The following is a 16,193-nucleotide window of genomic DNA, read 5'->3' as shown; positions in this document are numbered from 1 at the left end:
GAAGGCAGTTCTGGCTATTCCAGAAATGTGAAGGGGCGTTACTCTTAAGGAGCTGATTACTTTCCTTATGTTTGGACTAGATAGTGGCGAGAAAAATTTTGGCGACCGAAATGGCAATAGCTGGAATGGTTAGTCCCGTTAAATAGACGCAGATGGGAATTCCAAACAATCCGCCCAATAAAGGTGTGATGCTTGAAAGAGCTAAGAGTTGGGCGTTAACTCCCACTGTTTGAAAATGGGTGATTGCATAAGAGGCGACAAGAGAGGACAACCCTAGGAATGTACAGATCGGTTGCATGTATTTAAAATAAGGCGTACGGCTAGGGCAAAAAAGCTCGGGTGTTATCTCTTTCACGAGGTAAGCACTATCTTCAACCCAGTTTCTGGCATCTAAATAAAGATCTGTAAAAATGTTCATGGCTGTGATTTATGCTGGATTATCCATTTAAATAAAACAGTTTAATTTTACAGATGGTAGAAGTCAATCTATTTTTGGTAAAAACCTTGTTGCCGCCAAGCCTCATAAAGTGCGATACCGGCCGACGTGGCCAAGTTGAGGCAACGCGCTTCTGGTCTCATAGGGATGGTAACGAAACGTTCGGGCCATTTATCTTGAAATAAAGCGGGGAGTCCGTGAGTTTCTGATCCGAAGATTAAAATAGAATCAGGTGTATACGAAACTTCGCTGTAGAGGGTAGAGGCTTTGCTAGAAAAAAAGTAAAAAGGTACTTTTTGATTTTCTAGATAACTTTGCAAATCCTCTATGAAACTGACGCTGACTCCTTCCCAATAATCTAAACCGGCACGTTTTAACCAACGATCGTGTGTGCTAAAGCCTAAAGGGTGAACCATAATCAGATCCGAGCCAGTTACGGCGCAGGTTCGAACAATGTTGCCGGCATTTTGGGGAATTTGGGGCTGAAAGAGAATAATTTTCATAATAGGTGTAAAAAAGAACCCAAGCTCTAGGCTTGGGTCATAAGGATCAAGTATGGTTCTTACGAGCGAGTAGCAGGTGCTGCTTTTTTATCGCTAGGCGTAGGTTCGAGGTCAAATTCTTCTTCATCTAAGAAAAGATCTTCGTCATCAGCATCATCTTCCTGATTAGCGTCTGCTTTGCCTTTGCCTTTTGCGTCATCAGAATTTGCTTTGATCACTTCGATGTCGAAAATGAGCAATTCATTAGGTGGAAGCTGGCCAGTCGTGCCATAGCCGAGGTCTGGGTGAACGTAAAGACGGCGTTTTTCACCTTCCTTCATGCCAACAATCCCTTTGCTGAAGCCTGGAATCGTTTGATCAAGAGGAATTGTAATTGGGCCGCCCATTTCTTCCGATGTTCCAAATACAGTTCCATCCTGGTACTTGCCTGTGTAATGGATTTTTGGAGAAGAATGCGCTTCAACCGCTGGTCCTGTCCCTTCTTTAATTGTTGAATATTGAAGTTTGCCAGGAACGATTTCAACAATGCCGGTTGCTTGGCTATTCTTCGTCATAAAATCGTTGGCAGTCTTTAAATTGTTTGAAGACATTTCTTTGAAAGCACGCTCTTGTACTGCTGCCATCATGTCTTCATACTCTTTTTCAGAAAGCGGCGCTGGCTGCCCAGATGCACCGTCGCGAATCCCTTTGATCATCGCGTCTAAATCGAATTTCAAGCCAGGTGATTGCAAATTGCGGCCTATAAAGTGGCCAAAAGCTTCTGAAAGCTTTTTCATATCAATTTGATCTGATTTCTCAGATTTGTCAGCAGTGGCCTGAACACGCTTATCAGCCTGATTTGTCACAGAATTTGTATCGTCTGCTTGCAAAGTGCCCCATCCTAGTAGCACTCCAAGGCTAGTTAAGGCCAGTAATCGCGTCTTTTTTAACATAAGTAGACCTCCATTTGAAAAAGAAATATTACTGTAGGCAATCATAGATTTAAGTCCAAGAAAATTGAGCGTCCGGTACACGGATTTCCAACTCTTTAAGTTGTTCCGTAGCTACTTTAGATGGGCATTCCATCATTAAGTCGCTAGCTTTCTGTGTTTTGGGGAATGCAATCACATCGCGGATATTTTCTGTTTGGGTCAAAATCATGATCAATCGATCGAGCCCTAACGCGATTCCTAGATGGGGAGGCGTTCCATAACTTAGCGCTTCCAGGAAGAAGCCAAACTTGGTTTCCAATTCTTCTGGAGAGAGCTTTAAGATTTCAAAAATCTTTTGTTGAAGCTCGCTGTTGTGGATACGTTGCGAGCCGCCCCCGATTTCGTAGCCATTCAGGACAATGTCGTAGCCTGATGAACGCATCTTTAGAGGTTCTGTCTCAAACAAGTGGATGTCTTCCAGGTTTGGAGATGTAAAGGGGTGATGCTCGCTTTGGAGGCGTCCTTCTTCTTCATTCCAGCTAAATAGCGGGAAGTCGGTGACCCATAAAAATTCATAGTGATGAGGATCGACGAGGCCTCTATCGCGGGCAACTTTGCGTCTTAAGTGATCAAGCGCCTGATTGGTTCTAGCAGGGGCATCGGCCACCATGAAGATAAGGTCGCCCACTTCCATTTGCATTTCGGCGATCAATTCTTGTTGAACATCTTCTGGGAAGAACTTTACGATGCTGGAGCTAAGGCCTGTATCTTGTCTTTTAATCCAGGCAAGTCCTTTGATCCCAAGGCGTCCGACGAAATCCGTGTACTCGTCGATGGCTTTGCGCGACAGTTCGGCTCCGCCTTTGACGCAGAAGCCTTTGATTATCCCGTTTACACGCAATTGATCGAGGAAAACAGAGAATGTTGATTTGGCAGCAATGGCGTTCAGGTTGTGAAGCTCCATGCCAAAACGCATGTCGGGTCTGTCGCAGCCATATTTTTCCATGCAGGTTTCATGCGTGAGCCTGCGGAATGGTGTTGGAACATCGATATTGGAGCATGCCTTGAAGACGACTTTGATGAGTCCTTCAATAATAGGCATCAAGTCTTCAGGCGTTCCAAAGCTCATTTCCATATCGACTTGAGTGAATTCAGGCTGACGGTCTGCGCGCAAGTCTTCGTCTCTAAAGCATTGAGCAATCTGGAAATAGCGATCCATTCCAGATACCATTAAAAGCTGCTTAAAGATTTGAGGCGATTGCGGAAGGGCGTAAAATAATCCAGGGTAAATACGCGAAGGAACAAGGTAGTCGCGAGCGCCCTCTGGCGTTGATTTTCCTAAAATAGGCGTAGAAATTTCTAAAAAGCCCTGCGCATCCAGATGCTTCCTGATGGCTAACATGGCTTGGTGGCGGGTGATCAATTTCTTGGCTACATCGCCTCTGCGAATATCTAAATAGCGATATTTGAGACGCAATTCTTCATTGACATCAATCAATTCGTCGGAAACAGAAAAAGGAGGTGTCTTGGCTTTGGACAAAATTTCCATTTCGTGAACTAAAATTTCAATGTCGCCAGTTGGCAGCTTTGGATTGGCCATTCCTTCTTGGCGGGGAATAACAGTGCCTTTAATGGAAATAACCCACTCGGAGCGGAGTTTTTCTGCGGCTGCATGAGCATTTGGGCTTTTGATGGGATCGAAAACAAGCTGGGTCAGGCCGAAGCGGTCGCGTAAATCAATAAAAATAAGTCCGCCGTGGTCGCGTCTGCGATTGACCCATCCGGACAAAGTGACTTGCGCGTTAATATCTTCTTTGCGTAATGCCCCACAGGTGTGGGTTCTGCGGTAATCAAACATCATATGGTTCTTCCACTAGTTTCTTCATTTTTTCTATATTATGTTGCACTTGTTCGGTTAGCTTCTGCGTTTGAGAAAGCGAAGCTTTCAATTTTTCAGCGAAAAATTGATTTTGTCCTTCGCTTGCAAATGGTGCAGAGAGCTCTTCCCATAGCTTTAAATAAGTTTGCCCCGTCACATCGATTTTTAGAGTGGGCGTGAGCTCATTAATGGCTAGCTTGAATTTACTACCTGTTGCCATTTCTTTTAATTCAATTTCCTGGTTTTCCAATTCTTGATCGCCAATGACAGCTACATAGGTGGATCCAATTTGATCCGCATACTGCAGCAATTTTCCCATTTTTTTTCCGCTAAAATCCATTTGGCAAGGGATGCCGTGCTGTCTCAGCTCATGTGTCAGTGTAAAGCAGACCCGTTTAGCTTCTTCTCCAAGTGGAATGAGGAATAGGCTTGGGCGAGGAGGCGTAGGAAGGGGAATGCCTTGATTAATCATTGTTTGAATGATGCGCTCAATCCCCGTTCCGAATCCAATGGACGGAAGATCAGGTCCACCAAGATCGCGAATTAAACCGTCGTAGCGGCCGCCGCCGCCGATGCTATTTTGAGCTCCCAATTCGCCTGCCACAACTTCAAAAACTGTTTTGTTGTAGTAATCCAAGCCTCGTACGAGTAGCGGATTGATTTGATAGGGAATTTTAAGCAGGGTTAGCAGCTGCTTGAGTTTTTCAAAATGTTCACGCGACTCTTCATTCAAGAAGTCTAGAATGGAAGGTGCTTGAGCGACGATTTCTTTGTCGCGGGGATCTTTGGAGTCTAAAATACGTAAGGGATTGGTCTCAAATCTGTTTTGACTGTCTTGGGAAAGCGAGGCTAAATGAGGGCGTAAATAGTCTTTTAAAGCCTCTCTAAATGCTAAACGGCAAGACAGATCACCGATCGAGTTGAGGTTTAAACTTAAGTTTTTTAATCCTAAGCGCTGATACAGCGTATAGAGCAAATCAATCAGCTCAGCATCTTGTTCAGGGGATTGATTACCGATCGCTTCGGCGCCAAATTGATGGTGCTGGCGATAGCGGCCAGCTTGTGCTCTTTCATAGCGGAACATCGGGCCGATGTAAAAGAGCTTGTGGATGGGTGCAGATGCATGCATTTGATTTTCAATGAAGGCACGCATGACAGGCGCTGTACCTTCTGGACGAAGAGACATCGAACGTCCGCCCTTGTCTTCGAAGGTATACATCTCTTTGGATACAATGTCCGATGTTTCGCCAACGCTTCTCTGAAAAAGTTCGGTGCGCTCAAATGCGGGTGTGCGGATTTCTTGATAGCCAAAGTCTTTTGCTGTTTTGCGAATGGTCTTTTCGACAAAATCCCATAAATAAGAGCTCTTCCATGTTTCTTGATTGTCTTTGGGAATGATATCAAAAACGCCTGGTGGAATGGGATACTTCATACAAACGACCTCTTAGTGATAATAAGATTTTATGTATCTGAGCTTTCGCTACACTTAATAAATGCTTGATAATGGAGTGTCAGCTGGCTTAGGCGATCGCATGAGACGTCTTGTGAGCGAAAATTAAAAAAGTCCTTAGTAGACAATAGTAAATAAACTATTATCATAAAGCCATTTCTTTCCGACGCAAGCTACCTAAATGTCAAGGCGTTTTGGGTATATAGGTGAAGCATTCGATCGAGGCTTGTCAACACCCTCTTAGATTTACAAGAGAGAGAAATGATAAGAATGATACTGGGAAAATAATAAAGAGTAAAGGAGATAGCAATAGAGATTAATGCAACAGGGAAATAAAAACCTTACCTGCAAGTAAAAATGGTTGGAAAAATCGAATGCGTTTTAGATTTTCAAGTATTTTATATGTCAGTATTTTTTTTAAAGGAATTTCGAATGAAAATATATACACTTTCAAATCCAACGACGAGCCCAACTGTTTTTTCCGCGATGTCTGCACAACCGGTGTCGACAGAGACTGCGAGAGAGGAGCCGATCCATCCGCTTTCGTATTTCGCTGCGCTTCTTTTTGATTATAGGTGTGGGCAAGAGGAAATGGATCCGATCTCTTTTACGTTTGTGCCCTTTTCTCCGCAAGGTCTGCTAAAGATTGCAGACTGCACCGGTCATACGTTTTGTACAGTCGATATTAACCATGAGTCTAATAGACCAATTTTGGAAGCGCTCACAGAGTATGTTTGGACCCTAAGAGGGATTGAGTGGCTGAATAGAGATCTATCCTCTTTCAGAGAGCACTCCTTGACAACCAAGCGCGGCAATGGTCTGCAACACCTGATCAACTATCCCCAAGAAGCATGGCCGCACCTGCAAAGCCAGGCCTCTTTAGCATTTAAGCTCAATGAAATGGAAAATCAACGGCAACAATTAGCTGGATCGCTTCAAGCCTTTATTGCCGATCAAAATCAGCTCGTACAGCAGGAAATAGAAGATCTGTCTCGAGACATTAACTTTCAAGAGCATTTTTCTGGTTTTTCAAGGAGGATGTTTGAAAGATCTGCCCTTTCTCACTTGCCTTCAATGGGAAGTTTTCAATATGCAGGTGTTGCAGAGGTGCATCAAAGGTTAGCTGTAAAAGAAGAGATCACTCTTTTTGTGGGTGAAGTGATTGCGGTGAATGGGCAAATAGAAATTTCTCAAGAGCCATCCATAAATAAAATGTATGAGGCTTGCGATCTGTATAGGCAGATCAACAGCCAAACGCTGACACGTTTTCTTGAGATTGAAAGAGATGGATCGACTATTTGCATTCACCATCCCTCTGACGGAGTCTACAAGCTGACAGCTAATGACAGGCAAAGTACTCGCATGCATCATTTAGATGTTTATTTATTTCTTTATTTTTTGAGAGCAAGGATGGAGGAGCATGTCGATATTGCGGGAGGCTTAGCGGCTAAATTCCTGTCTCAAATGACGCATATATGGGAGAGTCTAGATCCCATGCAGAGCATGGCATTGATCGACCTCTATTTAGTCGAGCAACAAAAGGTGTTGTTAAGAAGCTTACAAGCCTTTATTGGCCAAAATGCCTAATTAGCTCAGTTATTGAGACGCCTGTTATCATTCGACATGTATGCAGTCGCTCGCTATAAAGGCGTCTCTTTATTTTGCTCGCTGGCTGGCTCTTCTTGTTGGGACTGCCCAGCAGCCAGCAATTCATCGAATTCTTCTAAAAAGAAATCTCTTTCTTCCGATTTGATGAGGCGTTCATGGCTTAGAATGCGTTGCAAGAGGTCTCTGTCTTCTGCTTTAACGCTCAGTTGGCGCGTTTGAGAAAGCAATTGCTTTTCAAGCTGTGCTAAGATGCTATTTCTTAATAAATTCTGATATTTAATTAGTTCTTCAGGATCTTTGACATAGTCGAAATTTAGCCAGGTATTCGCGATGTGAATAAGATTGTCCAGCTCCGCAAGCGATTTGGCTTTTTCGATGAGAACCAGCATGGTTTCAATGTTTTGGGCGCAGTTTTCATCGGCTAGACTGAAGGTTTGGTCATCTTGTTGAATGAGCTGATCCAGCCGCAGCTGTTTGACAAAAGCTATAAATTGATTGGCCGGCATGTCTTCATATTGATGATAAAGAATCTCTAAGGCCTCTTTGATCGATTGCCTATGTTTGGCATCTGCCATCAAATAGGTGTGCGACAGCGTTTGGAATTCAATTTGAAAATTATTGTTCGGATGTTGCAGCTCGTGATTTAAAAGGTTGTGCAATGCAGCCGAAAGCGGCGTTAATTCATTTTCTCTGGCCATAGTCAAGGCTTGCAGCTGAATGTAGATCGGATGATTAAAATCGACATGCTGTGCGTTGTCAGCTAAGTGGCGGTCTTTGAAGTCTATTTTTGATCCGCCCAGCGCGATTTGATCCCCATCTTTATCTCTCGAAAGTAGGGAAATGGGATCTTTTAGTTCCTCATCTTCCTTTAGGAGGTGGACCTGATAAATTTTGCCTTGATTGTTGAACAGCAAATAGCCAAAGAGGATTTTGTCTGAAGGGGCAAATGTCGCAAGGCCTTGCCTTGTCAATAAGGCATGTTTTCTCCCTTGGTCTGCATAAATCACAAAATGATTGAGGTTGGAAAAGCTTTCGACGTCTTGCTTTAAAGCTGCGACTTCTTGGCTCGTACCTTTCGCAGTTGATAGATTGACAGCTTTTTGCATCAGGCTCTGGCCAAGGCGGTAATAACGGGGGGCATTATAAATAAAATTCTCCGCGCCTGGCTTTACCCAGCCTAAATTTTTAGGCGGCGCAAAATCTGGCTGATTCGCCTCTGCCGCTAATGTAGAAAGACGAATGAGACCGCCCTGCTTGACCAATGTAGAAATCTCTTTACCGTTTATTCCTTCTAAAGGATCGGGATTGGCTAATAATCGGTTCAGGCTGCGCAAGTCTTTAAGGGTGCGCAATTCCATGGCTGCTGAGTCAACCACAATAGTCGACTTTGGAATCAGCCAATGGAGGATGCTTGGAGCCGGTTGAGCGATCAAGAGGAAGTGTGATAAGTCGCTATTGGTATAAATTCTTAAGGTATACGGACAGCAGTTGAACTGGCCTTGCGCATCCACCTGATTGGCATAAGAAGCCGTATCTGGCAGGATCGTCAGCAGGTTGTTTTTTAGGAAGTCAGCATCGGCCCAGTTTTGATTGTGAGGCTTAAGCCGATACAATTTGGCATGCGTTAAAGCCATGGCAAAGTCAGACACTCCTTGAGCAGCTTTAATCTCTTGCGCTTCCACACGGTCGCTAAAACTGAAGTAAATGACCGTTCCCACAAGACCTGAAATGGTCAATACGGAAAGAATGAAAAAGATAATCCATTTCCATGCCTGTGCCAAGTGGCTTGGCTCAGAACTCGCAAAATGAAATTCGCCCTTTTTCAGCTGGTTGTCATCCTCTAGATCTCGTAGATAGTCATCCTTGAGGCTAGTTGGCTTTTTGTGTTCTTGCTTGCTTGTATGAGAGGATGTAGATGCTAGGAGAGGTAAATCGGAGTCGCTATCTTCTTCTTGAGAGGGAGAGCCACTGTTTAAGTAGAGCTCTAAATTGGTTTTTTTCCACTCCTCATCTTTTAAGGCTTCAACTTCTGCTTCAAAGGGAAGTGTAATGGTCAACAGAGGCCCTTTAGAGGCCTCCGCTTGCACAAGGCAGGCGGGCTCTGAGGGAATCGTTCCCTCCTGTTTTTGAAGTTTCTCCTGCAAGAGAGGTGTTAGAGAGTTCATCGACGTCGCAGCACTAGAAGGAATGATCGTAGATGTCGCGAGATTTTCAAATAAAATCTGATGCTGCTGAACTAAAATGACATCGCCAGAATTGAGCAGTTTTTTTCCAAACGGATGGCCATTCACAGAGGCAAATGGGTCATTAGCTTGATTAATGAGGATTAAAAATCCATTCTGCTCGACGATCTTTAAATGAATGGCTTGAATGCTGGCCCCGGCTAATACTAAATCAACGAGATTCGCATCCGCCCCCATCAAAATTGTAGATTTATTGAATAGGTGGATTTCTGGATCAGATTGGGCATTAATCGTAAGCCGGATCATAAGGAAAGCTAAATACCTTACTATTTATATTTTAAATATTTCTAACAGATTAAGAGGCGAACGTCAATGAGAATTGTAGGCTCTTGCGTGCTTTGGGTTTCGCTGAAAGTTAATCGATAACTCGGTAGTTTTCGTGTTAGTTTGCGCGTTTGCTCATAAAAACCCAATATCCTAATCAAAAGCTTATTTATAGTCACTATTTCAAAAAATTAAATGATGAATTAATTTAAAATGATTAGAAAAGATTTGGTTTATGTGACATTTATTTGCATTATGTCTTGATCTTGAAAGGGATCAAAATTATAATAGATTCTTTTAAATAATTTTTTGACGCCTTTGTTAATGGTAGAAAAATAAGAAATTCTCTATATAACAAAGTACTTGCATAACACGTGCGGAAAATTGCCCTTTGGATAACGTGAAAGATTTAGATTAGCTGTTTATCAGTTGTTTGTTGTTGAAAGCAGGCAGGTGATGGTCATGGATGGGGACTTTGGCGTATTCCAAAAGCCAATTTTTCAGGTGCTTGGGCCTATAAGCCTCATAAGGTTATAGGGTTTTTTATGGGATTTAAAATAATCCCTTTTGATTTGATTTGATTTCATCTTGGTTGACAAGCTACTGCTCTCTACGCAAAATGGATTAAAATCGGACCAAAACATGAATTAAGAGCGGTCTTGTGACCAACCGTTCTTAGATAGATATAGAATGGAAAAATCTTGACAGAATCTAATTTTTCTATTCTAGTACCTGTTTTTTGGTGATAGGAAAAATGGAACTCTATCACTATTTTGTTTTTAATTTATTTAGAATGAATGTTATCGAAAAACAATAGTTTGAATGAGTAAACTTTAATTTATTAATAGCTCGTTTAAATGCGTTTTCGTGTTGTAGGAGAAACCTTAAGGAGAACATGTGAACACATTGCTCGCTTTGCTGCAACCAGCTCCCCACATTCCTGAGATAAAAGATAAAGAGGTTATTAGAACAGAATATAAATATTGGCGTATTCGTATTCTTTACTCCATGTTTATTGGATATGCCTTTTACTATTTCACGCGAAAAAGTTTTACGTTTGCCATGCCGGGGTTGATTCAAGATCTTGGCTTTGACAAGAGTCAGTTGGGAATTTTGGGAAGTATTCTTTCTTTAACGTACGGGGTGAGTAAATTTGCCAGCGGTGTGATTGGAGACCGTACAAATCCACGTTATATGATGGCGATCGGATTGATTTTGACGGGGATTTGCAATATTTGCTTTGGTTTGTCTTCTTCTATCTTCTTTTTTGCTCTATTTTGGGGACTCAATGGTTGGTTCCAGGGTTTTGGATGGCCGCCTTGTGCTCGTTTCTTGACTCAATGGTATTCTCATTCGGAGCGCGGCTCGTGGTGGTCGACTTGGAATGTTTCCCATAATGTGGGCGGTTTTTTAATTCCTTGGGTGGCTGGAGTTGCGCTGCAATACTTTGGCTGGCGCTATGCGATGTATTTCCCCGGGGTTTTGTGTATTTTAGTTGGATTCTTCTTAATTAATCGTTTAAGAGATACTCCCCAATCACTTGGCTTGCCTCCTATTGAAAAATACCGCAATGATTATGTCGACAAAGTCGAAAGTGAAGGCAATGAGAAAGAGTTAACCACCAAGCAGGTCCTGGTCGATTACGTTCTCAAGAATCCTTATCTTTGGATATTGGCGATCGCTTATTTCTTTGTCTATGCCGTTCGCACAGGAATCAATGATTGGACAGCTCTCTTTTTAGTGGAATCGAAGGGATATAGCAGCATCGGTGCCAATGGATGCGTCTCTTTATTCGAGGTAGGAGGGTTCTTTGGTAGTTTGGCCGCCGGCTGGTCGTCGGACCGCCTGTTTGGGGCCAAAAGAGGACCGATAAATGTGCTGTTTACTGTCGGAATGCTTGGTTTCATTGGAATCTTTTGGATGATCCCTCCCGGCTATTCTGTGTTAGATTCTATTCTTATGTTTTGCATCGGCTTTGCCATTTTTGGACCGCAAATGATGATTGGGTTGGCGGCGGCCGAATTGTCTCATAAAAAGGCGGCGGCCACTTCGACTGGATTTGTCGGATTTTTTGCCTACATTGGAGCCGCCTTTGCTGGCTATCCATTAGGGACCATTACTCAAGGATGGGGATGGGAAGGATTTTTCTGGGCACTGCTTGCTTGCTGTATCATATCCACCTTTTTACTCCTCCCTCTATGGTCTGTAACGGCGTCAAGCCTTCGCTCAAAAAATAAATTCTCTCCGGCAGCTTCTCAAACTCTTGCCTCCACTTCTAAATAAAGATGGATTTGAGATTTCACCTTTCCTTAAACTTTGTCTAAGTTTATGGAGAGGTGAAACCGCTTTAAACGCATGGTGTTGTAAAAATGGTTGTATTATGAATGCATGTTCAATGAGTACATCGATTGCCTTAACCGTATTGGGCAGTTTTCAGGGAAGAGAAGCGTATGCTGCTGACAATGTATTGTTGGCAAATACACTGCATTTAGCTTCGCTTGGAGCTGTCTGTTCTGGAATTTGGGTCAACGTGTACCAGCGTTTACTTCCTCTGCCAGTTCTTTACTTGGGGCTTGGCGCATCGATTGGCGTGCCTTTAGCTTTGAGAGGCTTTGTTCGTATCGCGCGTTCGACAGAGACCTGTGTTGAACAAGCAGAGTCATTAGAAAATAACTTGGGAAGGGTTGTGGATGTTGCGGCTGTAATCGCCTCGGTTGCTGCCTTAGTTTTATGCGGCTCTTTTTTGCAGTCTGCCAGTGGACACAGTACGTTTTATGTCTTGGGGTCCACAGCTATAGTAAGTGTAAATATCACCAACTGGCTTGGGTTGTTAAAAAATAATTGAGGTTGGTGCTATTTAACTCATTTGTTATCTTAGATGCATATCCTTTACACTTGAGTGATTAGCTAAACTGATTGATTAGCGAATTCAAGAGAGTAGTTAACAAGCCCCAATTTATAGACGCCAAGCTTCATTCTATGACGACCCCATTTATTCATCTTCGCACCCATTCTCAATATTCGATTTTGGATGCATCCGCTTCTATTACCGACTTAGCCCAAAGAGCGGCCCAAGATGGTATGAAAGCAATGGCTTTGACCGATCATGGCAACTTGTTTGGAATTGTCGATTTTTATAAGGCTTGTAAAGATGCCAAGGTAAAGCCTTTAATTGGCTGCGAATTGTATGTAGCGCCAGGTTCCCGTTTGGAGAAGACAAAAGTGCCTGGTTTGCGCGCGGCTTACAATCTCACGCTCCTAGCAAAAAATAAGCAGGGCTATCAAAACTTATGCAAGCTGTCATCTGCTGGCTATATCGAGGGATTTTATTATTATCCTAGAATCGACCAAGATCTCCTCAAACAACACAGTGAAGGCCTCATTTGCTTGGCTGGTAGCTTGGGAACGCGTTTGTCACACGAAATTTTGCAAGGGACGCCAGATAGCATTTTGGAGCATTTGAACTGGTACCGGGAAGTCTTTAAGGATGACTACTACTTAGACTTGCAGCGCCACCAAATGACGGCAGAAGATATTCAATCAGACGGCCTCTATCAGGAATCTTGGCTTGTGCAGCAGTATCAGGACTATCGCGATCGGCAGCAGAAGGTCAACACGGCTCTTATCTCCCTGAGTCAAGAGCATCAAATTCCCTTGGTAGCAACCAATGACATCCACTATATCGATCGGGAAGATTGGCGCGCACATGAGATTCTTCTCAACGTTCAATCGGGAGAGCCTTGTGAGATTTGGGAAAAAGATGCCTATGGCAATCCTAAATTTCGTGTACCCAATCCCAAAAGGCAGACCTATCCCTCGCATGAGTATTATTTTAAGTCTGCAGAGCAAATGGTCTCCCTTTTTCAGGATATTCCAGAAGCTATTTCTAATACTGAAAAGATTGCCGAGCTTTGTCATGTAGAAATCGACTTCAAAACCAAGCATTATCCGGTTTATTTACCCCCAAGCCTAGAAAATGCGACTTATGGAAAAGAAGAGCAGCGCGAAGAAGTTGAAAAGTTCTTATGGAAGCTGTGTGAAGAGGGGATTCCTACCCGTTATACGCCAGAGAGATTAGCCAAAGTTAAAGAAATTTATCCTGAAAAAGATCCTATGCAGGTCATTCGGGAGCGCTTAGACTATGAAATGAGCATTATCGTTCCAAAGGGAATGAGCGACTACTTACTCATCGTTTGGGACTTCATCAATTGGGCAAAGCGCAATGGCATCCCGATGGGTCCAGGGCGTGGATCGGGAGCGGGTTCCATCGTTCTTTATCTCATTGGCATCACAGATATCGAACCGTTACGCTTCCACTTGTTCTTTGAGCGCTTTATTAATCCCGAGCGTATCTCTTATCCCGATATCGACGTCGATATTTGCATGGATAGGCGCGGCGAGGTGATTGCCTATACGCTGCAAAAGTATGGCAAAGACAATGTGGCTCAGATCATTACGTTTGGTACCATGAAAGCCAAAATGGCTTTAAAAGACGTCGGACGAGTCTTGAGCGTGCCTTTAGCTAAAGTGAACGAAATTGCAAAATTGGTTCCCGAAGACCTCAATATTACGCTCGATAAGGCTCTAGAAAAAGATCAAGATTTGCGCCAGCTATACGAAAATGACGAAGAAGTTGGCCGCTTAATCGATTTGGCTAAAAAGCTTGAGGGGTCGATTCGCAACACCGGTATCCATGCTGCCGGTATCATTATTAGCGGAGCGCCTCTTACAGAGTTGATTCCGATCTGCAATTCCAAAGATTCTGACATGCCGGTCACGCAGTTTTCGATGAAGCCGGTTGAATTGGTTGGCATGTTAAAGGTGGACTTTTTAGGTTTGAAAACGTTGACGGCGATTCAAATTTGCGTCAATGCGATTAAAGCGAGTACTGGAAAGTGTATTGATTGGATCAATCTTCCATTAGATGATAAGCCAACCTTTGACCTCTTAAACCAAGGTAAGACTCTCGGGATTTTCCAGTTGGAGTCTGGAGGCATGCAGGACCTTGCACGTCAATTGCACCTCGATCGCTTTGAAGAAATTATTGCGGTGGGCGCCTTGTATCGTCCGGGTCCGATGGATATGATTCCTTCTTTTATCAACCGTAAGCATGGACGGGAAGTGATTGAAAACGATCACCCCTGGATGAAAGACATTTTAGCAGAAACCTATGGCATCATGGTTTACCAAGAGCAGGTCATGCAGATTGCAAGCAAGCTTGCCAACTTCTCGCTAGGGGAAGGTGACGTCTTGCGCCGCGCCATGGGAAAAAAAGACATGGACCAGATGGCCAAGCAGCGCGAGAAATTTCGCTTGGGCGCTTTGGAAAACCAGATCGACGAACAGACTTCCATGCTGGTTTTCGACAAAATGGAAAAATTTGCTGCGTATGGATTTAATAAGTCGCACGCGGCAGCTTATGGTTACGTTTCCTATGTCACAGCCTACTTAAAGGCAAATTATCCCCGCGAGTGGATGGCAGCGTTAATGACTTGCGATCGGGACGATCTGGCAAAGGTGGCCAAATTCATTCGCGAGTGCCAAAGCATGAATATCCCGATGCTTCCTCCCGACGTCAATGAAGCGGGTGATGCTTTTCAAGCCACCAAGCAAGGAATCCGCTTTGCTATGACGGGGATTAAAGGGGTTGGAACGGGTGTCGTTGAGGCTATTATCCAGGAGAGGCAAAAAGGAGGTCCGTTTAAGGACTTCTATGAGTTTTTTAAGCGGATCGATACGAAAAAAGTGGGTAAAAAAGTTATTGAGAGTTTGGTGGAAGCTGGTAGTTTTGATTTTACAGGCTGGTCTAGAGATGCTTTGGTGATGAGCATTGATCCGATTTATGAGTCGGTTTCAAAAGAGCAAAAAGAGCAGGCGCTTGGCATACTCTCCCTCTTTTCAAAGATGGATGATAGCATGGCGAGCAAATTCTCTAAGGCTCCTGATATCAAGCATAAAACGCCGAGACAAGAAGTGTTGCGCAAGGAAAAAGCGTTGCTTGGTTTCTTTTTGACGGGGCATCCCATGGATGAGTTTAAAGACATCCTACAGCGCCTCTCTTGCGTTCCTTTGAGGCGTTTAGATCAATTGGATCACGATGCTGTCTTCCGATCAGCCTTTATTGTCGAGTCACTGCAAGTTAGGATTTCAGCAAAATCCCAAAAGAAATTTGCCATTTTGACGATTAGCGATGGGATTGAAAGGCAGGAGCTGCCCATTTGGCCCGATCTTTACGAAGAAAAGAGCCACCTGCTGCAGGAAAATCAGCTGCTGTATGCTGTCTTACAAGTAGGAAAAAAAGAGGAAGATGTTCGATTATCCTGTCGCTGGTTAGACGACCTGACCAAGGCCAACGAGGAAATGATTGACACCTGTGATAAGGCTTACGATAAAGCCAAGCATCAAATTGCTCGATTTGCTCAAAATAAAAATGCAATGGCTAAGCAGTCTGCCGATAAAGCCAAAAATGCTAAGCCAGCGCAGCCGAAAGACAAAGAGAAAGAGGCGCCTACCATGAAGATTGTGACTATTCGGTTAGATGCCGATAGCGCGCGTTTAAGCCATGTGATGAAACTTAAGAAATTGATTCAAGAGCACCATGGAGACACACCGGTCCAAATTCAGTTTCACAACCAAGTCAAATCTTTAGCAACGTTGCATGTTGACAGTAAATGGGGAGTGGCCTTGAATGATCAATTTAAACAAAAGGTGAGCGAGCTCGCATGCGTCTTGGCAATTGAATAAATTGGCTTCAGGCAGAGCACGGCAAGAATGAGTAAAAGATTGACAGTAAGCAGCCGTCTCTCTACACTTGGTTGTCCTAAGAAGTGCCTTAAAAGTCATGATGAGATTATGACAAAATTAAGCCATAAGCCAACCCATTAGCACATTTGAGGCAT

At 43.5% G+C, this 16,193-nt stretch carries 10 protein-coding genes; 4 read left to right on the top strand and 6 right to left on the bottom strand.

Annotation, left to right across the window (positions count from 1 at the left end; all coding sequences use genetic code 11):
* Positions 1-76 precede the first annotated feature (76 nt).
* The 5 genes from PNK_RS09885 to hisS form a co-directional block, all read right to left on the bottom strand.
* Positions 77-418 (bottom strand): hypothetical protein, encoded by a 342-nt coding sequence (locus PNK_RS09885; RefSeq protein ID WP_032123886.1) that lies wholly within the window; start codon positions 416-418, stop codon positions 77-79.
* 68 nt (positions 419-486) lie between these two features.
* The gene (locus PNK_RS09880; protein ID WP_032123887.1) at positions 487-939 is read right to left on the bottom strand and encodes a tRNA (cytidine(34)-2'-O)-methyltransferase; all 453 of its coding nucleotides are present in this window, start codon (positions 937-939) and stop codon (positions 487-489) included.
* A 59-nt stretch (positions 940-998) separates the two neighbouring features.
* Positions 999-1,871 carry an FKBP-type peptidyl-prolyl cis-trans isomerase gene (locus PNK_RS09875; protein ID WP_059061797.1) on the bottom strand — a complete coding sequence of 291 codons (873 nt, stop codon included), beginning with the start codon at positions 1,869-1,871 and terminating at the stop codon, positions 999-1,001.
* Positions 1,872-1,920: 49 nt separating this feature from the next.
* Entirely contained in the window at positions 1,921-3,708 is a 1,788-nt protein-coding gene (gene aspS, locus PNK_RS09870) for an aspartate--tRNA ligase (protein WP_032123888.1), read from the bottom strand.
* Positions 3,701-5,161, bottom strand: a complete 1,461-nt coding sequence (gene hisS, locus PNK_RS09865) for a histidine--tRNA ligase (protein WP_032123889.1) — start codon at positions 5,159-5,161, stop codon at positions 3,701-3,703. Before hisS ends, aspS begins: the two co-directional genes overlap by 8 nt.
* A gap of 450 nt (positions 5,162-5,611) precedes the next feature.
* Between hisS and PNK_RS09860 the strand changes: the two genes are divergently transcribed.
* Entirely contained in the window at positions 5,612-6,766 is a 1,155-nt protein-coding gene (locus tag PNK_RS09860) for a hypothetical protein (protein WP_059061796.1), read from the top strand.
* Between the two features lie 53 nt (positions 6,767-6,819).
* On the opposite strand, the gene PNK_RS09855 is transcribed toward PNK_RS09860, so the two are convergent.
* Positions 6,820-9,276: an FHA domain-containing protein gene (locus tag PNK_RS09855; RefSeq protein ID WP_059061794.1), complete on the bottom strand. Its 2,457-nt coding sequence runs from the start codon at positions 9,274-9,276 to the stop codon at positions 6,820-6,822.
* 915 nt (positions 9,277-10,191) lie between these two features.
* Here PNK_RS09855 and uhpC point away from each other — a divergent pair.
* From uhpC to dnaE, 3 genes are all read left to right on the top strand, one after another.
* Positions 10,192-11,577: an MFS transporter gene (gene uhpC, locus PNK_RS09850; protein ID WP_032123892.1), complete on the top strand. Its 1,386-nt coding sequence runs from the start codon at positions 10,192-10,194 to the stop codon at positions 11,575-11,577.
* Positions 11,578-11,674: 97 nt separating this feature from the next.
* Positions 11,675-12,139 carry a hypothetical protein gene (locus PNK_RS09845; protein WP_059061792.1) on the top strand — a complete coding sequence of 155 codons (465 nt, stop codon included), beginning with the start codon at positions 11,675-11,677 and terminating at the stop codon, positions 12,137-12,139.
* A 134-nt stretch (positions 12,140-12,273) separates the two neighbouring features.
* Positions 12,274-16,038: a DNA polymerase III subunit alpha gene (gene dnaE / locus PNK_RS09840; protein ID WP_059061789.1), complete on the top strand. Its 3,765-nt coding sequence runs from the start codon at positions 12,274-12,276 to the stop codon at positions 16,036-16,038.
* The last annotated feature ends 155 nt before the right edge of the window (positions 16,039-16,193 follow it).

The sequence above is a fragment of the Candidatus Protochlamydia naegleriophila genome (genome assembly GCF_001499655.1).
Classification (GTDB): Bacteria; Chlamydiota; Chlamydiia; order Chlamydiales; family Parachlamydiaceae; genus Protochlamydia; species Protochlamydia naegleriophila.
The sequence above is the reverse complement of the archived record's forward strand: the minus strand, read 5'-3'. Positions and strand labels throughout refer to the sequence as shown.